21 protein-coding genes and 2 pseudogenes are annotated in these 23,060 nt (G+C 74.4%); 7 read left to right on the forward strand and 16 right to left on the reverse strand.

Annotated features, from left to right (window positions below; translation table 11 throughout):
* Positions 1–168 precede the first annotated feature (168 nt).
* Positions 169–654 carry a DUF427 domain-containing protein gene (locus tag OO57_RS34070; protein ID WP_033256648.1) on the reverse strand — a complete coding sequence of 162 codons (486 nt, stop codon included), beginning with the start codon at positions 652–654 and terminating at the stop codon, positions 169–171.
* 274 nt (positions 655–928) lie between these two features.
* Between OO57_RS34070 and OO57_RS34075 the strand changes: the two genes are divergently transcribed.
* Positions 929–1,972: a hypothetical protein gene (locus OO57_RS34075; protein ID WP_199811381.1), complete on the forward strand. Its 1,044-nt coding sequence runs from the start codon at positions 929–931 to the stop codon at positions 1,970–1,972.
* Positions 1,973–2,180: 208 nt separating this feature from the next.
* Entirely contained in the window at positions 2,181–2,615 is a 435-nt protein-coding gene (locus OO57_RS34080) for a hypothetical protein (RefSeq protein WP_033256649.1), read from the forward strand.
* A gap of 112 nt (positions 2,616–2,727) precedes the next feature.
* On the opposite strand, the gene OO57_RS34085 is transcribed toward OO57_RS34080, so the two are convergent.
* From OO57_RS34085 to OO57_RS34130, 10 genes are all read right to left on the reverse strand, one after another.
* Positions 2,728–3,453: a YqjF family protein gene (locus OO57_RS34085; protein WP_033256650.1), complete on the reverse strand. Its 726-nt coding sequence runs from the start codon at positions 3,451–3,453 to the stop codon at positions 2,728–2,730.
* The gene (locus tag OO57_RS34090; protein ID WP_081974159.1) at positions 3,435–4,568 is read right to left on the reverse strand and encodes a MerR family transcriptional regulator; all 1,134 of its coding nucleotides are present in this window, start codon (positions 4,566–4,568) and stop codon (positions 3,435–3,437) included. The genes OO57_RS34085 and OO57_RS34090 overlap by 19 nt, the downstream gene beginning before the upstream one ends.
* A 35-nt stretch (positions 4,569–4,603) precedes the next feature.
* The gene (locus tag OO57_RS34095; RefSeq protein ID WP_033256651.1) at positions 4,604–5,206 is read right to left on the reverse strand and encodes a sigma-70 family RNA polymerase sigma factor; all 603 of its coding nucleotides are present in this window, start codon (positions 5,204–5,206) and stop codon (positions 4,604–4,606) included.
* Positions 5,207–5,628: 422 nt separating this feature from the next.
* Positions 5,629–6,513, reverse strand: a complete 885-nt coding sequence (locus tag OO57_RS34100; protein WP_033256652.1) for a MurR/RpiR family transcriptional regulator — start codon at positions 6,511–6,513, stop codon at positions 5,629–5,631.
* Between the two features lie 131 nt (positions 6,514–6,644).
* On the reverse strand, positions 6,645–7,940 hold the full coding sequence (locus tag OO57_RS34105) for a cyanophycinase (protein ID WP_033256653.1): 1,296 nt from the start codon (positions 7,938–7,940) through the stop codon (positions 6,645–6,647).
* A gap of 145 nt (positions 7,941–8,085) precedes the next feature.
* The gene (locus tag OO57_RS34110) at positions 8,086–9,297 is read right to left on the reverse strand and encodes a M20 family metallopeptidase (protein ID WP_234337627.1); all 1,212 of its coding nucleotides are present in this window, start codon (positions 9,295–9,297) and stop codon (positions 8,086–8,088) included.
* On the reverse strand, positions 9,294–10,046 hold the full coding sequence (locus OO57_RS34115) for an amino acid ABC transporter ATP-binding protein (RefSeq protein ID WP_033256670.1): 753 nt from the start codon (positions 10,044–10,046) through the stop codon (positions 9,294–9,296). Before OO57_RS34115 ends, OO57_RS34110 begins: the two co-directional genes overlap by 4 nt.
* A gap of 16 nt (positions 10,047–10,062) precedes the next feature.
* On the reverse strand, positions 10,063–11,013 hold the full coding sequence (locus tag OO57_RS34120; RefSeq protein WP_051778615.1) for an amino acid ABC transporter permease: 951 nt from the start codon (positions 11,011–11,013) through the stop codon (positions 10,063–10,065).
* Between the two features lies 1 nt (position 11,014).
* Complete coding sequence (locus tag OO57_RS34125) at positions 11,015–11,965, reverse strand: ABC transporter substrate-binding protein (RefSeq protein ID WP_033256654.1); 951 nt, start codon at positions 11,963–11,965, stop codon at positions 11,015–11,017.
* A gap of 310 nt (positions 11,966–12,275) precedes the next feature.
* Complete coding sequence (locus OO57_RS34130; RefSeq protein ID WP_033256655.1) at positions 12,276–12,809, reverse strand: DUF4383 domain-containing protein; 534 nt, start codon at positions 12,807–12,809, stop codon at positions 12,276–12,278.
* A gap of 319 nt (positions 12,810–13,128) precedes the next feature.
* Between OO57_RS34130 and OO57_RS34135 the strand changes: the two genes are divergently transcribed.
* On the forward strand, positions 13,129–14,100 hold the full coding sequence (locus OO57_RS34135; protein WP_081974160.1) for an ABC transporter substrate-binding protein: 972 nt from the start codon (positions 13,129–13,131) through the stop codon (positions 14,098–14,100).
* An 87-nt stretch (positions 14,101–14,187) separates the two neighbouring features.
* Here the strand turns inward: OO57_RS34135 and OO57_RS34140 are convergent, their stop codons facing one another.
* Positions 14,188–14,424, reverse strand: coding sequence for a hypothetical protein (locus OO57_RS34140; RefSeq protein ID WP_033256673.1), 237 nt, complete (start codon positions 14,422–14,424; stop codon positions 14,188–14,190).
* A 242-nt stretch (positions 14,425–14,666) separates the two neighbouring features.
* Here OO57_RS34140 and OO57_RS34145 point away from each other — a divergent pair, with 242 nt between their 5' ends.
* Complete coding sequence (locus OO57_RS34145) at positions 14,667–16,109, forward strand: pre-peptidase C-terminal domain-containing protein (RefSeq protein WP_033256656.1); 1,443 nt, start codon at positions 14,667–14,669, stop codon at positions 16,107–16,109.
* A 32-nt stretch (positions 16,110–16,141) separates the two neighbouring features.
* On the opposite strand, the gene OO57_RS34150 is transcribed toward OO57_RS34145, so the two are convergent.
* Positions 16,142–17,113, reverse strand: a complete 972-nt coding sequence (locus OO57_RS34150) for a cation diffusion facilitator family transporter (protein WP_033256674.1) — start codon at positions 17,111–17,113, stop codon at positions 16,142–16,144.
* 345 nt (positions 17,114–17,458) lie between these two features.
* On the opposite strand from OO57_RS34150, the gene OO57_RS34155 reads away from it, so the two are divergent.
* A complete protein-coding gene (locus OO57_RS34155; RefSeq protein ID WP_158715324.1) occupies positions 17,459–17,929 on the forward strand; it encodes a hypothetical protein in 471 nt (156 codons plus the stop codon).
* A gap of 204 nt (positions 17,930–18,133) precedes the next feature.
* Here the strand turns inward: OO57_RS34155 and OO57_RS46300 are convergent, their stop codons facing one another.
* Both OO57_RS46300 and OO57_RS46305 read right to left on the reverse strand, forming a co-directional pair.
* A complete protein-coding gene (locus OO57_RS46300; RefSeq protein ID WP_234337630.1) occupies positions 18,134–19,144 on the reverse strand; it encodes a M4 family metallopeptidase in 1,011 nt (336 codons plus the stop codon).
* 115 nt (positions 19,145–19,259) lie between these two features.
* A pseudogene (locus tag OO57_RS46305) lies at positions 19,260–19,493 on the reverse strand (M4 family peptidase); the annotation flags it as partial.
* Here OO57_RS46305 and OO57_RS46310 point away from each other — a divergent pair.
* On the forward strand, positions 19,438–19,593 hold the full coding sequence (locus tag OO57_RS46310) for a hypothetical protein (RefSeq protein ID WP_234337628.1): 156 nt from the start codon (positions 19,438–19,440) through the stop codon (positions 19,591–19,593). The pseudogene OO57_RS46305 and the gene OO57_RS46310 overlap by 56 nt on opposite strands.
* A gap of 239 nt (positions 19,594–19,832) precedes the next feature.
* On the opposite strand, the pseudogene OO57_RS47275 reads toward OO57_RS46310, so the two are convergent.
* A pseudogene (locus OO57_RS47275) lies at positions 19,833–20,126 on the reverse strand (M4 family peptidase); the annotation flags it as partial.
* Positions 20,127–20,333: 207 nt separating this feature from the next.
* On the opposite strand from OO57_RS47275, the gene OO57_RS34165 reads away from it, so the two are divergent.
* Positions 20,334–23,057 carry a helix-turn-helix transcriptional regulator gene (locus OO57_RS34165; RefSeq protein ID WP_234337629.1) on the forward strand — a complete coding sequence of 908 codons (2,724 nt, stop codon included), beginning with the start codon at positions 20,334–20,336 and terminating at the stop codon, positions 23,055–23,057.
* Positions 23,058–23,060: the final 3 nt, after the last annotated feature.

A 23,060-nucleotide genomic window follows, 5' to 3' on the forward strand; every position in this document is an offset into this window, starting at 1 on the left:
GGTGGGGGGCGGGCCGTGGGCCGTCAGGGCCGAGCCCGGGAACAGGACGGGCGGGCAGTTGCCGGGCCCGGATCGCCGTTCGCACGGGGACGACGGCTGCGCGCGGCGGCACGACGGGCCGCGGTCGCCGCACCCGGCCGGGTCACCGCCCTCCGGCTCCGGCAGCGCTCACCACCCGGCGGTCCCGGCAGGACCCTTGAACGGGCCGGTGATCTCCTCCGTGACCCACCCCCCGTAGAACCCGCCCTCCTGCGACCGCACGACCTCGCCTGCCACCGTGCAGCGCTCCACGCGGCCCGGGTAGAACGCCAGGTGGTCGCGGAGCTCGCGGTACCCGGGCAGCGGCTCCGGGTAGCCCCACGCCGCCCGGACCGAGAACCGGCCGCCGGCCTCGACGTCCCAGTACTGCGCCCGTCCCTTCCACTCGCAGAGGGTCGAACCGTCGGCGGGCCGGAGCAGGTCGGTCGCCACGTCGGCCCGCGGGAGGTAGAACACCGGCGGGTGGCTGGTCTCCAGCACGCGCAGGGCCCGTCGACTGGAGGCGAGCAGCCGTCCGGCGAAGAACACCTCGACGAGCCGGTCGTCCGGAACGACGACCGGCGGCCTCGGGTAGTCCCAGACCGATTCGGCGGTCCGTACTTCTCTCTCCGTCATCTCTTCCCTCACCTGCTTCCCGTGCGGTACTTCCCGTGCGGTGCGCCCCGAGGACGCCCGTTCTCCTGCCGACGGGAGAAAATGCTCCACCGCCGCGCCGGCGCGGTCCACTCGCACCGTTCGTGCACTGTTCGCGCGCCGTCCGGGCACCTTCCACGCCCCCGGTCGATCTGAAGCGTGCGATACATCTATTGGATGTATTCAGTTTTCTGTATCTTCTGTTCCACCCCTGCAGGGTCCCTCAGCCATCCCCCGCAGCCGAGTTGGAGGCCCCGTGCCCATCGGAACCACCCCCCGACGTCGTGCCGGCCGTTCGGTGATCGCCACCGTCCTGGCAGCCGGCGCGGTCCTGTCGCTACCGGCGGTCGCCGAGGCCAAGGTCACGCGCTACCGCCAGGGAAGCGCGAGCGACGTGGCCCGAACCGCCTGGAGCGGTCCCGCGTACACCATGAACGGGTCGGGCGCCGTCGTGCCGGACACGATGACCAAAGCCGTGAACGCGATCCGGGGCGACAGCGGCAGCATCGACGTCACGGTGCTCGCCGCCTCCGCCGCCTCCGGCAGCCCCACGCCGGAGTGCGACGCGATCATCGGACTGCCCAACGTCAACTCCTGCACCACCGACGTCCTGACCTCGGCCCAGGACGCGTCGAACAGCCAGGTGAACACCGACGTGCGCAATGCGGAGTTCGTCTACTTCGCCGGCGGGAACCAGTGCAACTACGCGCACTGGAAGGGCACTCCCCTCCAGGCTTCGGTGCAGTCGGTCGTCGCGAAGGGCGGCGGCGTGGGCGGCGGCAGCGCCGGCCACCACGTCAACAGCTCCGTCGTCTACGACGCGTGCACCGCGAGCACCGACTCCGCGACCGCCCTGGCCAACCCCTACGACCGGAGCGTCACCCTCACCACCGGCCTGTTCAGCTGGCCGAACTACGGTGACACCGTCAACGACTCGCACTTCGTCACCCGTGACCGCATGGGCCGCACCATGGCCTTCGTCGCCCGCGCGGTCAAGGACGGCCTGACCACTTCCGGCAAGGCGTGGGGCGTCGGGGTCGAGGAGGGCGGCTCGCTGTTCGTGGACAAGAACGGCCTGGCCACCCTCTCGGGCTCGGACGCGTACGTCGTCCTCGGGGACCACCAACCGGAGCAGGCCGTGCCGGGCAAGCCGCTGACCTTCTCCGGCTTCAAGATCTGGCACCTGCGGCCGGGAGCCGGCTACGACTTCGGCAACCGCCCGACCTGCGGCTACTACACCCGCAGCGTGGTCAACGGGGTTCCCGACCCCGACCTCTACTCGGGAACGCCCGTCTGCTGACGCCCCGCCACCCGCTCGGCCGCGTCGGTCACCTCCGCCCGGACGTCGGCGGCGCCCCCGGCGACCCGGCCCCCGGGGTCGGGCGCCGGGTCCGGGCGCCGGGTCCGGGGCACCTGCGGACCGATCCGACCGGCAGCCGGCTCCGAACACCCGGCAAGAGGCCGCGTCAACGCCCCGCAGAGCCCCGGCGGCCAGGAGGGAGCACCCCGTGGTCACGCTGGAAGGGAACCCCGGGGGCACCCGGCACCGCTCCCTGCCGATCCACCGCGACGTGCGCGACGGCCGCCTGTTGGTGCCCGTCCGGGAGGTGACCGCGCTGCTGCGCGACCTGGCTTCCGGTCCGGTCGGCGGATGCGGTGCGACGGCGGGGCCCACGTCCGCAGCCGTCGCCGACCGGGGCGCCCTGCACGCCGTGCCGGAGCGCGACGGGGGCGGGCACGGACCGATGCCGTTCGCACGGGACCTGGCGAGCGGTCGGCTGATGGTTCCCGCCACCGCGGTGACCGACCTGCTGCGCGCGCTCGCCGCCTCCACCGCCTGCGGCTGCCGCGGCGCCCGCTGCGAGGGCCGCGCAGCCGCCGCCCTGCTCGCCGGTGTCGCCGACCGGATCGACGTCGCCTGCATCGCCGTCGCCACCGGCTGATCCGCCGCTCCTCCGACCGGGAGCCGGGGCCGCTGCACGGGCGGCCTCGCGGCCTCGGCGGCACGGGACCGGCCCTCACGGGACGGGACGCGCCGACGGGCCGGGCAGCCGGCTACCGCCGCTCCGCCGGACCGAACCGGACGGGGACCCCCGGTGAGAACAGCACGCTCGCCGGAGGGCCGAGGACCTCGATCCCGGCCGCCCGCAGCAGGGTCTCGTCGAGGCGCTCCACCTCCGCCCGGTGCAGCGGCCACGGCGGGTGCTCGACCGGCAGGTAGAACGTCCGGCCGACGGCGCGCGTGTGCAGTCCCCAGCGGGCGGTGAGGAAGTCGGCGAGCGGGCCCGGCCGTTCCAGGCGCGGGCCGATCCGGGCGCGCAGCACGCACCGGGCGGCGCCGCCCCCGGCCCGGCGCACCCGGGTGTCGAGGTGCAGCGCGTCGCCGTCCGCCGTCCAGCGGGTCCGCGACCAGCGGTAGGGGAGGCCGAGCGCCACCCGTGCCACCAGGACGGCGGACAGCCGGGGGCAGTCGAGCGAGCGGAACACCACTCCGCGGCGGCCGTGCGCGTCGACGGAGTAGAGCCGGACGTTGACCTCGGGGAACGTCCCGAAGTGCGGCAGGGGCACCCGGCCGGGTCCCAGCCCCTCCATGGAGAACGCGACGAGTCCCGCCCAGGTGGTGCCGTTGCGGACGTCGGGGAACGCGCCGGGCGGCAGCAGGGGCGCGACCGCGGCGGGGTGGACGGGCCAGTGCAGGAAGAGCACGTCGCGCCAGTGCTGGGACAGCAGCGTCGGCCGCACCGCCCTCGGGGCGAGGGCGGTCACCCGTTCGGGGAGCACGGGGCCCCCTTCCGCCCGGACGGGTCGGCGGCGGAGGGTGCCCGGGCCTCGACCGCCCGGCGGACCAGGTCGAGGGCGGCCTCGAGCGTGCGCGGACACGCGAGTCCGGTCAGGGGCTCGTGGCGGTTCCACCCCGGCCCGACGGTGGCGACCAGCGTGTCGAGGCGCGCGCCGGCGGCACCCCACGAGGCACCGTCCACCTCGCGCGCGAGGTGCGGGTCGGCGGTGGCGCGGCCCTGGGCCCACAGCAGCACCGCCGAGGGGCCGAGCCGGGCGACCGCGTCGAGGAGCGCCCGCGGGGGCACCGCGGCGCCGAGCATCCGGTAGGGCAGGCCGTGCACCGCCATCCCGGCCGCCACGGCCTCCAGCGGGAGCGTGTGCTGCTCGCCCGGCATGGCGGCGAGCAGCACCGGCGGCGCCTCCCGGAACCGCACCGGGGCGACGGCCGCGGTGCGCAGTGCGGCGGACACGTGCCAGGAGAGCAGGTGCTCGACCTCGACGTACTGCTCGCCGTCGGCGGCCCACTTGCGGCCGGCCGCGCGCAGGGCGGGCATCATCACCTCGGTCCACGCCCGGACGGGGCCGAGCCCGTCCACGGCGCCGCGCAGGATCTCGGCCACCTCGGGCCCGTCGAGCCTGACGGCCGCGCGGGCCAGGCCCCGGCACTCGGGGCGGACGGTGCCGAGCGGCATCGCGCGGCTGCCGCCCGGGCGGTGGTGGTCGTCCGGCTCCGGGGCGGGGCGGTCCGCGGCGGGTCCGACACCGGTGGCGGGCCGGGCGGGGAGCGGGCCGTCGTCGGAGGTCCGGTGCGCGCCCTGCGCGGCGGAGCGTGCCGCCTCCGCGGGCGGGATCCCGCGGGCGGTCAGTCGGCACATCTCGTCCAGGAGGGAGATGTCCTCGGGGGACCACCTGCGGTGTCGGCCGGGGCCGCGGCGGGAGGGGCCGATGCCGTAGCGGCGCTCCCAGGAGCGGATCGTGGTGGGCGACACGCCGAGCCGGCGGGCGACCGTCCCGGTGGGCACGCCGACGCCGGGGTCGGTCGCGGGCGCCCCGGCGCGGGGCGCCTCCTCCCGGGCGGAGCGCGCGGATCCCGCTTCGTCGGTTGCGTTCCTCATGGCAGGTCGTCCTCCGGGCCGGGAGCGGGGCGGGGTCATCCGTCGTGCAGGGCGCTGCGCAGGCGCAGCAGGCCGTCCCTCGTGCGGGACTTGACCGTGCCGAGCGGCAGTCCGAGGGCGGCGGCGATCTGGCTCTGCGAGTAACCGCCGTAGTAGGCCAGGACCAGTGCTTCGCGCTGGCCCGCGGTGAGGCCGGACAGGGCGCGCCGGACCCGGGCCGCCTCCATGCTCCGCTCGACCTCCTCGGCGACCTGTTCCGCCCTCGTCGGGTCCTCCCGCACGACGCGCTGCTCGCGCTCGCAGGCCGCCCGGACCGACCTGACGCGGTCCACGGCGCGCCGGTGGGCGATCGTGCACGCCCAGGCGGCGACGGAGCCCCGCTCGGGCCGGTAGGACGGTGCCGAGCGCCACACCTCCAGGAGCGCCTCCTGGGCGACCTCCTCGGCCTGGGCGGGGTCCCTGAGCACGCGCAGCGCGATGCCGTGGACGGTCGGCGCGAGTTCCTCGTAGAGGCCGGTGTACGCCGTGCGGTCGCCCCGGGCCGTGCGGTCCACCAGGCCGCGCAACCGTTCGGCGCGCCGGGGGCGGACGTCACCGGGGAGGGGCTGCGCGGGGGCGAGGAGGAAGGTGGATCTCATGCTCCGAACCTGCCGCCAACCGCTGCGGGCTGCCACTTGCAGTGTTACTGCATCGTTTCCCGCACCATTCGCGCCGTTCGCGCCGTTCTCAGCACCGTCCGTGCCGTCCGCGCCGCTGTCGGCCCAGGGCCGCTCCGGCGGTCCGCGCTCGGGGGGCGGCACTCCCCCGGGGAGAGCAGGCTGTGCGCCATCCACGGGTCGGCCTCCGGGGCGGCGTCCTCCCGGCGTCCGAAGTGGGGCGGGCGGACGGTCGCGAAGTGCTCCAGCGCGTACGGCCGCGGCGCGGGTGGCGGCGAAGCGGCGGGGGCCGTCCCGCCCGACGAAGCGCACCTCGCCGGACCGCCCCCGGCGTCGGCTCCCCGCCCCGGTCCCGCGGAACCGCAGCGTCCGTGCAGCGTTGCGCCGCGCGCCCGGCGGGAACCTCAGGTGAGGCCGGCCCGGGTGGCGGTCTCCTCGTTGTGGCGCATGTGCTGGTGGGCGCGGTCGCCGAGTTCCGCTATCAGTCCGGCGACGAGGCTCTCGACCACGGCCAGCGTCGGCACCAGGCTGTCGTACGGCGAGGGGGCGCCGACCTGGCTGGAGAAGACGACCTCGGCGTGGGTGCTCACGGGCGAGAGCCAGGTGTCGGTGAACAGGACGACGCGCCCCCCGGCCTCACGGACGAGTTCGGCGACGGTGACCTTGTCCTCCTCGTAGCGGCGGTAGTCGAAGACGACGAGGACGTCGCGGCGGGCGAGCGAGGAGAGCAGGGCGGTGCGCTCGACGGGCCGGTCGGGGAGGAAGCGGACGTCGTCGCGCACCTGCATCAGGTGGAGTCCGAGGTACTGGGCGAAGAGGTTCGTGAAGCGGCCGCCGGCGAGGGTGATGCGCCGCTTGGGATCGGCGAGGAGCTGGACGGCCCGGTCGAGGTCGTGCGGGGTGACCTCCGCGAGGGTGCGGTCGACCGCCGCGGTGAACACCTCGCGGCCGTGGGCGAGGAGGTTCTCGGCCTTGGCCCCGACGGCCGCGGGGTCGGCTGCGGCGTTGCCGTAGTTGCCGCTGCTGTAGAGCGTCACGGGCGAGGCGTGGCGTTCGTCGAGTTCCGCGCGCAGCGCCGCCTGGAAGTCCGGGAAGCCGCGGTAGCCGAGGCGGTTGACGAACCGGATGACGGTGGGGGCGCTGACGTCGGCGCGCTCGGCGAGGGTGGCGATGGTCTCGAACCCCGCGGCCGGCCACCCGGCGAGCAGGATCCTGCCGACCTTGCGCTCGGCGGGGCTGCAGTCGCCGAGTCGTTGGCGGATGTCCTCGGCGAGCGTGACTGTGGGCATGGGCGGGGCTCCCCTTCCCGGTCTGCGGGCGGTCTCGGGCGGTGCGGCGCGGAACGTGTCTCCGCAGCCTAGCGAAGTGCCGGGCTGCGGAGATCACCGAACGGTTCGGACGCCCCGGTGCGGGGCCGGAATCAGTCGGCGGCCGGGTGGACGCCGACCTCCAGGTCGGTGAAGGAGGCGGTGGTGGTGCCGTCGGTGGTCCACGCCCGGGTGTCGCCGCGCTTACGGAGGAGGGCCGTGAACGCGGGGGCGGACTCGAAGGTGCGGGCGGTCGCGGTGCGCTGGGCGGTGGTCGCGGTCAGGGCGCGGGCGGTCCCGGAGAAGGAGTAGGGAAGGCCGTCCGGGTCGTCCACGGAGGAGAACGCGTCGTGGTTGGGCGGCACGGGGGTGCCGGAGGACGGGCTGAGGGGGCGCTTGCCCTCCCCGGCCTGCGCGTGCCAGGTGCGCGGGTCGTAGCGGTCGCCGTCGGTGAGGTAGCTGTAGCGGACGCCGTCGATCGTCCAGTGCCCGGCGGTGCTGCCGGTGCGGGCGGAGCGCAGGTCGAACACCGAGACGCCGTGGGTGCCGAGGACCCGGAGGGTCTCGCCGCGGGTGCCGGCGTGCTCGACCTCGATCGCGGTGTCCTCGTCGAGGGCGAGGACCCGGTCGTGGCCGGTGTCGGCGGCGAGCCGGATCGCCCGCCCCTCGCGGCCGTAGGTGCCGGTGTGGGTGTCGAGCAGGCCCGCGTCGAAGAGGCCGAAGCCGCCCTGCGGGAGGTAGCCGAGCCTGGTCGGGTCCTCGAAGTAGCCGGGGGTGCTGCCGTCGCGCAGGGCCTGGTAGCTGTCGCCGCCGGTGACCATGTCCGGTCCGGAGGCGATCTGCGCGCCGGCGCTGGAGCCGGCGACGACGGCTCCGGCGGCGAGCTTGCGGCGGATGGCCGCCATGACCCTGGAGTCGGTGTGGGCGTCGCCGTGCAGGAGGCTGGTGACGTAGCGGTACTGGTCGCCGCCGCCGAAGAAGAAGCCGGTCATGGACTCGACCTGGGCGACCACGGCGTCCGCGTCGGCGGCGTCGACGTGCTCGACGTCGATCGGCACCCACTGGGCGTCGGCGGCGCCGTAGTGCTCGAAGAGGGCCGCGTAGTAGAGGCCGTTGCAGCGGGAGTTGGAGCACGTGTCGGGGTCGGCGGCGTCGGGGTCCTGGCTCTCGGGGACGGAGGCGGCGGTCAGGACGCCGATGCGCGCCTTCCCGGCGCCGCCGGCCTTGGCGACGATCTCGCCGTAGATCTCGCTGTTGCCGTCCTTCAGGCCGCCGCCGACGAGGATCAGGGTGCCCCCCGCTCCGACCGGCCGGGCGGAGGCGGACTGGGCGGTCGAGGTGAGGAGGGTCAGTGCGGCCGCGAGGGCGAGGGCGGCCCGCCCGCAGCGGGTGCGGAGGTGTCGGTTCATCCGGGAACTCCGTGGTCGTTGGATTCTGGAACCGTGCGTGGCCGGGGGCGTCCGGGGTGGCGCGCGCCCGGCGGTGGTGCGGCCCGCGCGGGGCGGGGGGAGCGGACCCGCGCGGACCGGTCGTGGGACACCCGGTGAGGGGGTGTCAGCGCCGTCCGAGGCGCTCGACGAGCATCGCCAGCAGGGCGATCCGGCCCGGTGCGCCGGCGGTGTCGAGCCACTCCTCGGGGGTGTGGTCGGCCCCGCCGACGGGGCCGAGGCCGTCGAGGGTGGGGATGCCCAGGCCGGAGGTGAGGTTCGCGTCGCCCACGCCGCCCGTGGAGGCGCCGCGGATCCGCAGGCCGAGGTCGGCGCCGGTGCGGAGGGCCGCGGCGAGCACGGCCGCCGCCTGCGGGGTGTGCTCCATGGGCGGGCACAGGTCCAGCTGGTCGACGCGGGCCGCGGTGCCCTCGACGACGGTCCGGGCGGCGACCGCGCGGATCTCGGCGATCGCGGTGTCCAGGCCGACGGTGGTGGTGGCGCGGACCTCGGCGTGGAGCTCGGCCCGGGGGCACACGATGTTGGTGCGGGTGCCCGCGCGGACGACGCCGACGTTCAGGGTGACGCCGGGCCAGGTGCCGTTGAGGGCCTGCAGGGCGACCACCAGGTGGGCGGCGGCGAGGGCGGCGTTGGCGCCGCGCTCGGGTTCGATCCCCGCGTGGGCGGCCCTCCCCGTGACGGTGACCAGCAGGTCGGCGACGCCCTTGCGCTCGATGACCAGGTCGCCGTTCTCCCGGGCGCACTCCAGGCCGAGCGCGTAGTGCGCCCCCCGTGCGGTGCGCTCGGTGACCGGTCGGCTGGCGGGCGAGCCGACCTCCTCGTCGGGGGTGGCGAGGACGACGAGCTCGGCGAAGGCCGTCCGGCCGTGGCGGACCAGGAGTTCCGCCGCGGTGACCCCGGCCAGCAGGCCGCCCTTGTCGTCGCTGACGCCGGGTCCGTGGGCCCGGCCGTCCAGGACGCGGAAGGGGCGGGCCGCGGCGGTGCCGTGCTCGAAGACGGTGTCCATGTGGCCGACGAGGACGATCCGCGCTCCCCCCTCCTCCACCGGTACGGAGCCGGTGAGCCTGGCGACGAGCACGTCCCCGAAGCGGTGCCCGTCCACCCGGGCGGGGGTGGTGCGCTCGGTGGTGAAGCCGATCGAGCGCAGCCGGTCCTCGAACCAGTCGGCGACCCGGTTCACGCCGTCGGCGTCGTAGGAGCCGGAGTCGATGGCGACGAGCTCGGCGAGGTCGGCGAGGTAGCGGGGCAGGGCCTGCTCGGCGGCGGCCGCCAGTGCGGTGGCGGCCGCCCGGTTCGCCGGTTCGGCGGGGGCGCTCACAGGACCTTGGAGAGGAACGCCTTGGTGCGCTCCTGCTCCGGTGCGACCAGCACGGTGCGGGGGTGGCCGGCTTCGACGACGACGCCCTCGTCCATGAAGACGGCGGTGTCGCCGACCTCGCGGGCGAAGCCGATCTCGTGGGTGACCACGACCATCGTCATGCCGTCGGCGGCCAGGTCGCGCATCACGTCCAGGACGTCGCCGACGAGTTCGGGGTCGAGGGCGGAGGTCGGCTCGTCGAAGAGCATCAGCTTGGGCTTCATCGCCAGGGCGCGGGCGATGGCGACGCGCTGCTGCTGGCCGCCGGAGAGCTGGGCCGGGTAGTGGTCGGCGCGGTCGGCGAGGCCGACCCGCTCCAGCAGGCGCAGTGCGTCCTGGCGGGCGTCGGTGCGGTTGACCCCGGCGACCCGGACCGGTGCCTCGGTGACGTTCTCCAGGGCGGTCATGTGCGGGAAGAGGTTGAAGCGCTGGAAGACCATGCCGATCTCGCGGCGGCGCTCGGCGACCTCGGCCTCGCGCAGTTCGTGCAGCCGGTTGCCGGACTGCCGGTAGCCGACCAGGTCGCCGTCGACGGTGAGGCGCCCGCCGTCGACCTTCTCCAGGTGGTTGATGCAGCGCAGGAAGGTGGACTTGCCGGAGCCGGAGGGGCCGAGCAGGCAGCAGACCTGTCCGCGTTCGACGGTCAGGTCGATGCCCTTGAGGACCTCCAGCCTGCCGAAGTGCTTGCGCACGCCCTCGGCGTGCACCATGGGGCGGGCCATCGGTTCAGCCCTTCCGTTCGCGGGTGGTGGGGAGCAGGCCGGGGAGGCCGGTGAGCATCCGCCGCAGCGGGGAGACGTGCCCGGCGCGGGCGGTGCCGCGGCCGTAGCGGCGCTCCAGCCAGGCCTGCGGCACGGACAGCACGGTGACCAGCGCCAGGTACCAGAGGGCGGCGACCACGAGCAGCGGGATGATCTGGTAGTTCTGGTTGTAGACGTCCTGGATGTTGGACATCAGGTCGTGCGCGGCGATCACCGAGACGTACGCGGTGGTCTTGAGCATGTTGATGGTCTCGTTGCCCATCGGCGGGATGATCACCCGCATCGCCTGCGGCAGCACGATCCGGCGCATCGTCAGGGCGGGCTTCATGCCCAGCGAGTGGGCGGCCTCGCTCTGGCCCGGGTCGACGGACTGGATGCCCGCCCGGACGATCTCCGAGGCGTAGGCGGCCTCGTTGAGGCCCAGCGCGAGCAGCGCCGCGACGGAGGCGGGCAGCAGGTCGTTGGTGTCGAACTCGACGAAGGTGACCGTGGTGAACGGAATGCCGATCATCAGGTGCTTGTAGAGCGCGGCGGCGTAGCCCCAGAAGAGGATCTGCACCAGCAGCGGGGTGCCGCGGAACAGCCAGACGAAGCCGGTGGAGAGCCCGTACAGGACGGGGTTGGCCGACAGCCGCATGACGGCGACCAGGGTGCCCAGGACCAGGCCCACCGCCATCGCGGCGACGGTCAGCCACAGGGTGGTGAACAGGCCGTCGAAGATCAGGTCGGCGAACAGGTAGTGGCCGACGACGTCCCACTTCAGGTTCGGGTTCTTGGCGAGCGAGCCGACCAGGCCGATCAGGCCCAGCACGGCGACGACGGCGGCGGTCCACTGCCCCCAGTGCCGGACCGGGACGGCCACCAGGTCGTCCGGCCGGGCGGGGGCCGCCGCGGCGGGGCGTTCGGTGACGGGCATGTCAGTCCACCGCGCCGTTCTTGGCGGCCTGCTCGACGGCGATCGAGGCGACGCCGTACTTGTCGTAGATCTTGGCGAGCGAGCCGTCGTCGATCAGTGCTTGCAGGGCCTTCTGCACGGCGTCGGTCAGCTGCGGCAGGTTCTTGGCGACGGCGATGCCGTTCGGGGAGGCGTTGTAGCCGCCGAGGGCGGCCGGGTCGTCGACGACCTCGAACGCGGAGCCGTCGTCGGCGCTCTTCGCGGTCCAGCCCGCGGCGGGCTTGGTGAGCACGTCGGCGACGACCTTGCCGGAGCGCAGGGCGAGTTGGGCGTCGGAGTCCTTGGGGAAGGTCTGGACGTCGACGGCGCCCTTGCCGAGTTCGCGGCACTTGTCCTGGTGCTTGTCCAGGAGCTTCTGCTGGTTGGTGGCGGTCTGCACGGCGACGGGGTGGCCGCACAGGTCGTCGAGGGTGGCGATCTTCTGCGGGTTGCCCTTGGCGACCAGGATGCCGCTGCCGGAGACGGAGTAGTCGACGAAGTCGACGACCTGCTCGCGCTCCTTGTTGTCGGTGATGGCGCTGATCGCGGCGTCGTACTTGCCGGCCTGGAGGGCGGGGACGATGCCGTCGAACTTCTGCGCGGTGAACTCGAAGCGGACGCCGAGCTTGGCGCCGAGGGCCTGTCCGAGGTCGTAGTCGAGGCCGGTCATCTCCTTGCTGCCCTCGGTGACGTACATCTCGAACGGCGCGTACGGGACGTCGGTGGCGACCCGGACCTTGCCGGACTTCTTGACCGCCTCGGGCAGCGCGTCGTGCAGGGCGGGGTCGGAGCTGATGCTGACTCCGGCGACCGTCACCGGGCCGGCCGCCGCGGGGCCGCCGGTCCCGCTGCTCCCGCAGGCGGTGAAGGCGAGGGAGCCGCACAGGACGAGGGCGGCCGGCAGGGCCGATCTGCGGAGGGCGGAGGAGTTCACGGAACAACCTTTCGAGGACCTGAGCGGCGCCGAGGGGCCGCGCCGCAAGCCAGGACGTTACAGGCAAACCATCTTGATGGCTATATGTAATGAAGGCTACGAATCCGTAACGCTCGACGAACCCCAGGAAAATCGCTGATGGGCCCTCAGATGGCCACGGCATCACCCCGAAAGGTCGTTACATCAACCAGTGGCCACCGCAGTTCTGTATGGCCTGCTTCTCCCTCTCGTGGGCCGCCCGACCACACCGGACGCGCAGGGCCGGTCCGAGGGGTGCGTCCGTCGCCCTGACCGGCGCCGTGCGTCCGGTTCACCGGGCCGGGCCGGTGATGCCCGGACGCGGCGCCGGGTCGCCGAGCGGCCGCGCCGCCGGCGGTTCGGTCGCCCGGGGGTGGCGGTGCCGCCAGTACGGGTTGTCGAACGGGAGCTTGCTGCTGACCCGGCCGTACATCCCGAACGTGGCGATCACCAGGCCCATGAGGAAGCTGAAGATGACGTTGGGGATCCGGAAGGCCAGCACGTTGGCCCCCGAGTCGAGCAGGGCGAGGTTGACGAACCCGCTCAGGACGAAGAGGGTGCCCACGACGATGTTGATCGTGGACGCGGTGTTGCCGCCGATCACCGCACCGGCGATCAGCACCGCCGCGGTGGCGATGGAGACCAGGCTGAGCAGGCCGTTGCTCGTCAGTCCGGCGACCCGGTCGCCGCTGGTGCTGAAGAACGCCAGGCCGTCGGCGAGGCCCAGGCAGCCGAAGACCAGCAGCACCACGCCGCACAGTCCTGCACCGAGCCGGTAGACGTTGGCGAGCCGGTGGTCGACGGGAAGCTCGTCGCGGAAGTCCATGGCAGCGCTCCGTTCGTGCTCCGGGGGAAGTTCCCCGCGATCCACCCTCGCCGGAGGGTCCGCCCGACGGAAGTCGCACCGTCTGCGCAGCGTTCGGCGCGGCGCGCGCGTTCGGTGGACAGCTCGTAGCCGGTGACCGGGTTGAGCGCGACGGCCTCGGCGAACCCGGCGACACCCCGGCCCGGACAACCCCTCCGCCGCCCTTCGACACCGTTGCGCGAACGTAACTCTCGATACATGTTCGCCAAACATGAGTCAGATGTAACTTCTGTTCGCACCGCACGCACTCCTCCGAGGCGCACGATCGAAGGGCTCCCCCATGACCTCCCCCAGCATCCCCGCCTTCAGGGCGATCACCTCCCTGGCCCTGGCGACCGCCTGCGGCCTCGCGCTGACCGCCTGCGGATCGTCCGCGGCCGGTCCGACCGGAACCGGCGGGTCCGCCTCGCCGACCACCACCGTCGTCAAGGGCGTGACGATCTCGTCGGACCCGAAGCTCGCCGACAAGCTGCCCGAAGCGATCAGGAAGGCGGGCAAGGTCCGCGTCGCCACCGACCTCCCCTACCCGCCCTTCGAGATGTACGTCTCCGAGGGCAGCAAGGAGATCACCGGCATCGACTACGACCTCGGCCAGGCGATCGGTGCGCGACTGGGCGTCACGTTCGAGTTCACGGGCCAGAAGTTCGACGGCCTGCTGCCGGCGGTGCAGGCCGGCAAGTTCGACGCCGTCATGTCCGCCATGACGGACAAGAAGGCGCGCGAGGAGGCCGTCGACTTCGTCGACTACGTCAACGCCGGGCCGGGCTGGCTGGTCAAGGAGGGCAACCCCGACGGCATCAGGGTGGTCACCGACGTGTGCGGCAAGAGCGTCTCGGTGCAGAGCGGCACCAACCACCAGAGGATCCTCGACCAGCGGCAGGAGCTCTGCAAGCAGGAGGGCAGGCCGCCGATCACCGTCCTGGCCTTCCCGAAGGACTCCGAGGCACAGCTCGCGCTCCGCTCGGGGAAGGTGTCCGCCGACTTCCTCGACGAGGTGACGGCCGCGTACGTGGCGGACACCGCGGACGGGGGCAGCGCGTTCGACACCGTCCTCGGCAAGGCGGCCGTCGGACCGACCAGCGCCTCGCCGATCGGGATCGGCGTCTCCAAGTCGGCCCCCGGGCTGAAGGAGGCCGTCCAGGCCGCGCTCCAGTCGCTGATGGACGACGGCTCGTACGGCAGGATCCTCGACGCCTACCACGTGCCCAGCATCGCCATCCCGCGGGCCACGATCAACGGCGCCCTCGACTGACGGCCGGCCGAACGCCCCGGCCGGGGCGTTCGGCGGCCCCGGTCCGTCCGGGGCCCGCGCACCGCCGCCGGCCGGACCGGGACGGCGTCAGCCGGCCTCGTCGGCGGCCCCGCCCTCGTACCGCGCGAGGGCCAGGCCGAGGCCGAAGAAGGTCGGTGCCCATTCGCCGACGAAGATCCCCCACCGGTCGGCCCGTTCGACGCCCGCCTGTTCGGCCTTCATCGACACCATCCAGCTGACCAGGGAGAGCCCCACCGAACCGAGCGCGGCCGCGTAGGCGTGCTCGCTGGTGAGACCGGCTTCGTGAAGCTTGCGAACGATCATCATGGTGGTCACTCCTCGTTCCGTCGGGATCCCCCGCCCTCCACCGTGCACGCGTCCCCTCCGCGACCGGGAGTCGCATCGTTTGTGCACCCGTGGGCGGGCGCGGTCCCGCGGCGAGGGCCCTTGGGAGAAGCTTTGCCACAGCAACAGGAATTACATCTACTACAGATATCTGCATATCTGTAACTTACGATACGCATCGCTCCCCACGGCGGTGCCCCCACACACAGGAGAGCCTCCCCATGCGCCCGACCCTGCCCCGCCTCCGGTCCACCAGATCCGCCGCGCTCCTCGCGCTCGCCCTGACCGCCGCCGGGGTCGGCGCGGTGGCGACCCCGCAGTCCGCGCACGCCTCGGTCACCCGCGTCCGGCTCGGCAGTTCCTCCGACGTCAGCCGCACCTCCTGGAGCGGCCCCGCGTTCACCTTCAACGGCGACGGCGCCGTGGTGCCCGACACCGCGAAGAAGGCGATCGCCGCCATCACCGGCGGAAGCGGCAGCATCGACGTCACGGTGCTCGCCGACTCCGCGGCCACCGGCAGCAGCCAGACTCCCGAGTGCGACGTTTTCATGGGGCTGTCCGGCGTCAACTCCTGCACCACCGACGTCGTCACCTCCGCCGCCGACGGCAACAGCTCCCAGGTCAACACCGACGTGCGCAACGCAGAGTTCGTGTACTTCGCCGGCGGCAACCAGTGCGTCTACGCCTCCTGGAAGGGGACCTCGCTGCAGTCCTCCGTCCAGTCCGTCGTCGCCAAGGGGGGCGGCTCGGGCGGCGGCAGCGCCGGCCACCACATCAACAGCGCCGTCGTCTACGACGCCTGCACCGCGAGCACCGACTCCCCCACCGCCCTGGCCAACCCCTACGACAGCAGTGTCACCTTCACCACGGGCATGTTCGCCTGGCCCAACTACGCCGACACCGTCAACGACTCGCACTTCGTCACCCGTGACCGCATGGGCCGCACCATGGCCTTCGTCGCGCGCGCGGTCAAGGACGGGCTGACCACCTCCGGCAAGGCGTGGGGCGTGGGCGTCGAGCAGGGCGGCGGCTCGCTGTTCCTGGACAAGAACGGCCTGGCCACCCTCTCGGGCTCGGACGCCTACGTCGTGCTCGGCGACCACCAGCCCGAGCAGGCCGCACCCGGCCGGCCCCTCACCTACTCGAACTTCAAGATCTGGCACCTCACCGCCGGACAGACCTTCGACTTCAAGAACCGTCCCACCTGCGGCTACTACACCCGCAGTGTGACCAACGGCACCCCCGACGCCAACCTCTACACCGGCACCCCGACCACCGACTGCGGCGGGGGCGGCACCGGCTCCTCCTACACCGAGACCGAGCCGAACGACAGCACCGGCGCCGCGAACGACGTCACCGGCCTCACCTACCCGGCGACGGTCAACGGCAGCATGAGGTCCACCTCGGACCGCGACTACTACAAGCTGTCCCTGACCTCGGGCCAGACCGTCACCGTCACCTGCACGATCCCCTCCGCCTACGACGCCGACCTGTACCTCCTGAACGCGAACGGCAGCACCCTGACCCGCTCGGTCAACGACGGCAAGGGGGTGGGCGAGTCGTTGAGCTGGAAGGCGACCGGCAGCGGCACCTACTACGCGGACCTGGAGGCGTACAGCGGCTCGGGCAGCGCGGCCTACTCCTGCAGCGTCACCAAGAGCTGACCCCTGCGACCGGGCGGTGCGGGCGCCGTCCGTCAGCCCCCGGCAGCCGTCTGCCGCCGCACCGTCTCGCGCAGCCTCCGGCGGCGTTCGGCCGCGCGGCGGCGCTCGTCCTCGTCGGCCGCGGTGATGTCCAGGAAGACCTGGTCGAACTCGGGGCACCTCGCCCTGATCCGCTGCTTCAACCGCACGCAGAGCTCCTCGACCCCGGCGCTGTCCAGGCCGTCGACCAGGTCGATCCGGGCGGCCAACAGGGCGGAGCGGGGGCCGAGTTGCATGGTCAGCAGGCGGGTCACGGTGTCGACCTCGGGCCGCCCGGTGAGCACGTCCAGCGCCTGCTGCTGGACGGCCGGGTCGACGGCCTGCCCGACCAGCCGGTCCTTGGCGTCGCGGCCCAGCCGGTAGGCGACGTACATCAGCAGCACCGCGATGGCCAGCGCCGCGCCCGCCTCCCACCCGGGCCGCCCGGTCCACTGGTGGAGCCCGGCGCCCGCCAGGGCCAGCAGGACGCCGAGCACCGCCGCCGCGTCCTCGGCGAACACCGTCCGCACGGTCGGGTCGTCGCCCCGGCGCAGCTGCTCCAGCAGGCCGCGCCCGGCCCGCCCCGCCTCCCCACGCACCTGCCGGACGGCCCGGGCCAGCGAGGCGCCCTCCGCGAGCAGCGACACCAGCAGCACCACGTACACGACCAGGTAGCCCTCGGTCGCCTCCGCCTCCGGGTTCAGCAGGGTGTGCAGGCCCTGGTAGCCGGAGAAGCAGCCGCCGGTGACGAAGATGCCGACGGCGGCCAGCATCGACCAGAAGAACCGCTCCTTGCCGTACCCGAAGGGGTGGCGGGCGTCCGGCCGTCGGCGGCTGCGGCTCAACGAGGCCAGCAGGAACACCTCGTTGAGGCTGTCGGCCACCGAGTGCGCCGCCTCGGACAGCAGCGCGGGCGAGCCCGCGACCAGGCCGCCCGCGGTCTTCGCCAGGGCGATCACCAGGTTGGCCACCAACGCGGTCAGCACCGTCCCCCGGGTCTCGCCGTCGCCCTTCGAACCGTCACCCTTCGGACCGTCACCCTCCGGACCGTCACCCTTCGGACCGTCGTCCTCCGGACCGTCGCCCTTCGAGCCGTCACTCTCCGCGCCTCGCGCGCCGTCCCTCGTCATGCCCCGCCGTGTGCCCCCGGGGCCGCGGCGCAACCACCCTGCCGGACGCCGCCGTACCGCACCACCGGGCACCGGCGCGGTTACCGCCCCCGGCACGGGAGTGGAATCCGCCCGGCAGGGCACCCGGCGGGCATGACGCACCCGGACGCACGACGAACGGGCCGTTCCCGGCCGGCGCAGCCACAGCCTGGGCTGCTGCTGGTGCCGGCGCTGGTGTCCGGGACGGCGGGGGGCCTGCTCGCGCGCTCCGTGAGCGGGGCGTCGTGGCCGCTCACGGTCGTCGCGGGCGCGGGCTGCGCCCTGGCGGCCCTGCTGCTCGTCCGCCGGGGGCAGCACCGCCGGACCAGGAGGCTGGGGCTGCCGGACCGGTCCGCCCTCGTCGACCTGGGCCGCGCCGTCAAGGAGGGACGGATCCCCGAGGACCCGGTGCTGGTGGAGGCGCTGCGCCGGGTGGTCCGCGCCGACCGGGCGCAGCGGCGCCGCGCGTGGTGGGTGTGGCCGGTGCTCGGCGCGTCCGCGCTGTGGTCGGCGGCGTCGCTCTGGCAGCGCCACGGCCCGGTGGTGGGGGTGGTCGCGCTGGTGTTCCTGCTCTGCTGGTTCCCGCTGCTGGTCGTCCTCGACCGCCGGGAACGGGACCGGCTCCGCCGCCTGGAGTCCCGGCTGGAGCGGTGAGCGGCCGACCGCCGACCGCCGACCGCCAGCCCGAACAGCAACCCGGCTGCACCCGGCCTCGAACGCCGACGCCCCCGCGACCGGTCCCGCCCCAGTGGGACCGGTCGCGGGCTGCCGCCTTCGCTGCTACCCCGCGGGAACGCGGCAGTCCCGCGGCCGGGTCCGTCCCACAACGGTTCCGGCCGCGGGCGTCTGTGGGGCCGGTCAGCCGATGGCGACGTCGTCGACGAGGAAGACGGTCGCCAGGTAGGCGTCCTCGGTTCCGGCGAACTCCAGCTTCACGTTCTTGCCCTTGTAGGCGGACAGGTCGACGGTCCTCTGGACGTACCCGGCCGAGGCGTTGGCGTTGGAGTAGGTGGCCAGCGCGGTGCCGTTGACGTTGACCTTGAGGGTGTCGTAGGCGATGCTGCCGGACTCCTGGGTGCTGACCTTCAGCCAGAAGGTGAGCTTGGGGCTGCCGCTGGCCGGGACGGCGATGTTCGACTGGGCGAGGGACTCGACGGCGGGGGCGCCGTAGCCCATCATCCAGGCGTACCAGGAGCCGCCGTGCGCGCCCTGGAGGGTGGAGCTGGTGATGTCGTCGTCGCTCTGGGTCCAGCCGCTGGTGCCCTGCTCGAAGCCGCCGTTGGTCAGCGCGTTGCCGCTCGGGGTCGAGGTGGACGGGGACGGGGACGGGGAGGGGCTGCTGGAGGCCGAGGCGGACGGCGACGGGGAGGGGCTGCCGGTGCCGGGGTCGGGCAGCGCGGTGCCGACGCTGACGGCCGCCCACGCCTTGGAGACGAGGTAGCGCTCCTGGGAGTTGGTGCCGTACAGGTCGGCGGCGGCCTGGAGGGTCGCGGTGCGGGCGCCGGAGTAGGTGGTGGTGGAGGTCATGTAGGTGGACAGGGCCCGGTACCAGACGGCGGCGGCCTTGTCCCGGCCGATGCCGGTGAAGGTGTCGCTGTTGCAGGTGGTGCCGTTGTGCGAGCGTCCGCCGATGGTCTTGGCGCCGGTGCCCTCGGCGGCCAGGTAGAAGAAGTGGTTGCCGATGCCGGAGGAGTAGTGGACGTCGACCGATCCGGCGCTGGAGGTCCAGCAGCCCAGGCTGCTGCCGTCGGAGGCCGGGTTGTCCATCCGGCGCATGTAGCCGCCGGACATGTTGAGCTTCTCGCCGATGTAGTAGTCGCCGGGGTCGCCGGCGTTGTTGGCGTAGAACTCGACCATGGTGCCGAAGATGTCGGAGGTGGCCTCGTTGAGGCCGCCGGACTCGCCGGAGTAGTTGAGGTTGGCGGTGGCGGCTGAAGGAGTCCTTGTAGTAGTCCCAGGTCTTCGCCAGGCCGTAGGAGGCGTCCACCGCGGCGCTCTCCCGGCTGGAGGTCGTGCCGGTGCCCCAGGAGTTGGTGGTCTTGGAGAAGGTGCGGGCGTTCTGCTTCGGGTTGCTCTGCGGGCTGTTGTACGCGTCGTAGACGACGGTGCCGCCGTGCGCGGCGTCGGTGAGGGTGTAGCTGCTGCCGGACTGGGTGGTCTCGATGGAGACCTGGCCGACGGTGGTGCCGTTGCCGGTGCCGGTGACGCCCGGGTGCAGTTCGTACTGGTCGAGCGGCGCGCCGCTGGTCGCGTCGACGATCACCGCCTCGCGCGAGGCGGCTCCGGCCTCGCCCTCGCCGGTGACGGTCGAGCGGTAGGCCAGGACGGGGACCTTGCCGACCGCGTACACCACCAGGGTGCTGCTGTCGGCGGTGTCGGCCTTGGCGTGCTTGACGTGCTTGGCGTGCTTGACCGCGGCGGTCGAGGCGTCGGCGGCGCTCAGCTTCGGCGTGGTCCCGGCGACGCGGAGCGCGCCCCGGTGGGCCTGGTCGGAGCCGGTGGCCCTGCCGTCCTTGCCGTAGTGCACGACCAGGTCGCCGCCGATGACGGGCAGGCCGCGGTAGGTGCGGTCGTAGCGCACGTGCCGGGCCCCGTCGGTGTCGAGGAGCACGTCCTTGGCCACCAGCCGCTCGTCGGGGCCGAATCCGAGCGACCTGGCGACGGCGGCGGCCTCCCGGTCGGCGGTGCGCAGCGCCTCGGTGCGGGCGTCGGCCGTCATCGCCCGGAACCCGGCGCCGGGTCGGGCGGACGAGGAGTCGGCGGCCGCGGTGGACTGGGTGGCCACCACGGTCAGGGTGCCCAGGGTGAGGGCCGCCGCGACGGCGGCAGCGAGGGCGTTCTTGCGGGACATCACATTCCTCCCGCCGAGCTGGGGTTGAGGGGGGAGGGCAGCCGGACGTCGTCTGGGGGTGGGGGGCGTCCGGCGGCCGGTGGCAGCTCGACTGTGGCGATGACGTTAGGGAAGGCGGGGGGTGGCCGAAATCAGGGCAACCCCTTGACCTGGCGCGAGGCGGCCCCGGGGGCGCACCATGGCCCGGTGTCAGACTCTGCGACGTGGGTGAGTGAGCTTCCGGAGGCGGCCGCCGCCGTGCTGCCGGACGAGGTGCGCGGCGTCCGCCGGGTGGTGCTGTTCGGGCCCCCCGGCATCGGCAAGACCACCGCCGCCGGGGTGCTGGGCCGGCGGCTGGGGCGGCCCGTGCTGCGGCTGGCCCCGGGGCCGCAGGACGCCGCGGTCCCGTACGCCGGGCTGCTCGAACTCGCCCTGGCCCTGGCGCCGTTGCCCGCCGCGCGGGAGCTCGCGGCGGCCCTGGACGAGGCGGCCGGCGTCGATCGCGCCGGGGCTTCCCTGCGGCTGCGCCGGCTGACCGCGGCACTGCTGCGGGAGGCACCGCCCGTGACGCTGGTGGTGGACAACGCCCAGTGGCTGGACCGGGCCAGCGCCGCCGTCCTGGGCTGGGCCCTGCGCCTGGCTCCGGAGCTGCCCGTCATCGCGGCCGAGCGCACCTGGCACCCGGGCGCCGGGGGCCACTGGTGCGGGGAGGACGCGTACCCGGTGCGCGTGCCCGCCCTGACGGCGGCCCAGGTCGCGGCGCTGCTGGCCCCGTACGGGTACTCCCCCCGCCGGGCCGCCCTGCTCCGGGCCCGCAGCGGCGGCAACCCGGCCCTGGCGCTGGCCCTGGCGGAGGCGGCCCCGTCCGCGGACCGGGGCGACGGGGACGCGCCGGTCCTCACCCCGGAGGCCCGCCGACTGGTGGGCGAGTGGCTGGACGAGGTGCCGGAGCAGGTGCGGGAGCTACTGACGTTCGCCGCCCTGGACGACCGGCCCGACCGCGAACTGCTGGACCGCCTGGCCGGGCCGTCCGCCGGGCACCTGCTCGCCCGGGCCGAGGCGGCCGGGCTGGTCGACCCGGGGCAGCCGGACGGGCGGGTGCGCTTCACCGCCTCCGCGATCGGCGCCGAACTCACCGCCCGGCTCCCGGAGACCGCCCGCAGGCTCCTGCACGCCCGCCTGGCCGCGGTCGGCCACGACCCCGTCCGCCGCGACCGGCACACCGCGCTGGCGGCCGACCCGGACGCGGCCCCGCACGCCGCGCGCGACGCCGCCCGGGCCGCCGGTCACGCCCGGCTGCGCGGCGAGCACCCGCTGGCCGCCGAGCTCTCGCTGCTCGCCGCCGAACGCACCCCGCACGAGGAGGCCGGGCTGCTCACCGAACGGGCGCTGACCGCGGTGCGCGACGCCGCGCACTGCGGCGACCTGCCGCGCAGCCGGGCCGCCGCCCGTCTCGTGCTGGGCCAGGACAGCAGCCCCGCCCAGCGCGTCAGCGCCCTGGTGACCCTGATCGACTCCAGCGGACAGCACCTGGACGGCATGGACGAACTGTTCGCCGAGGCCCTCCACGAGGCGGCCGGACGGCCGGACCTGACCGCGCAGGTCCTGATCCGCCAGGCGATCTGGGCCAACGTCAGCGACGGCGACCCCGGACGGGCCGCCGACCTGGCCGCCCGGGCCGCCGCCCTCGCCCTGGCCGCCGACGACACCACCACCACCGTGCTGGCCCTGACCGTGCAGGCCCGGGTCGAACGGGTCCTCGGCCGCCCGGGGTCCGAGGCCACCTTGAACCGCGCCCTGTCCCTGCCGCTCGCCGCCCCCGTCCCCGTGAACGCCACCCCCGAGCACCTGGCCGCCCGGCACGCCCTCTTCGACGACCGCCCGGCCGACGCCCGGGCGGCCCTGCTGCCGCTGCTCGCCCGGGCGCGGCGGGAGGGGGACGCCGAGGGCACCGTGGACGTCCTGCGCAGCCTCGCCGAGGCCGAGCTGCGCGCCGGACGGTGCGACCGGGCGCTCGACCACGCCCGCCGGGCCCAGGCGCTGACCGACCGGGCCGCGATGCCGCCCGGCCCGGCCTGCTACACCTCGGCCCTGGTCGAGGGCACCGCCGCGCGCACCGGCCCCGCCCTGGCCCACGCCCGCCGCGGCGTGGAGGCCTCCCGGGAGGAGGACAACCGGGTCTTCCTCTCCCGCAACCTGTTCGCCCTCGGGCACCTGCTGCTGGCCGCCGGGCGCCCGAAGGAGGCCCTGGCGGCGCTGGAGGAGGTCCGCGTCCTGGAGCGGCAGCAGCAGGTCCGCGACCCGTCCGTGCTGCGCTGGCACGCCGACCTGGCCGAGGCCCTCGTCGCCGTGGGCCGCCTCGACGAGGCCGACGGCCTGCTGGCCGACACCCGCCGCGCCGCGGCCGAACTCGGCCGCGGCTGCGTCCTGCCCGCGCTCGACCGCGCCCGGGCGCTGCTGGACGCGGCCCGCGGCGACTACGACGCGGCCGCCCGCCGCCTCACCGACGCGGCCGACCTCCTGCACCACCTGCCGGTCGAGCGCGGCCGGACCCTGCTGGCGCTCAGCCACACCGAACGCCGCGGGCGCCGCCGGGCGAGCGCCCGCGCGGCGGCCCGGGGCGCCGCCGAACTGTTCGCCGCCCACGGGGCGCACCCCTGGTCCGCAGCGGCCGCGCGCGCCCTCCACCGCCTGGAGCAGCGCCCGCCGGGCGACGGCGACCGGCCCCGGCTCACCTCCGCCGAGGAGCGCTGCGCCCGCCTCGCCGCGGGCGGGGCGAGCAACCGCGACATCGCCGCGGACCTGACCGTCAGCGTCAAGACGGTCGAGGCGACCCTGACCCGGGTCTACCGCAAGCTCGGCGTGCACTCGCGCGTCCAGCTCGCGCACGCCGTCGCCGTAGCCCCCGCCGTCCCCGGGCCGGTCGGCCCGCAGGGAACGGAAGGTGACTGACCG

Origin of the sequence: Kitasatospora phosalacinea (assembly GCF_000717185.1) — a bacterium.
Classification (GTDB): domain Bacteria; phylum Actinomycetota; class Actinomycetes; order Streptomycetales; family Streptomycetaceae; genus Kitasatospora; species Kitasatospora phosalacinea_A.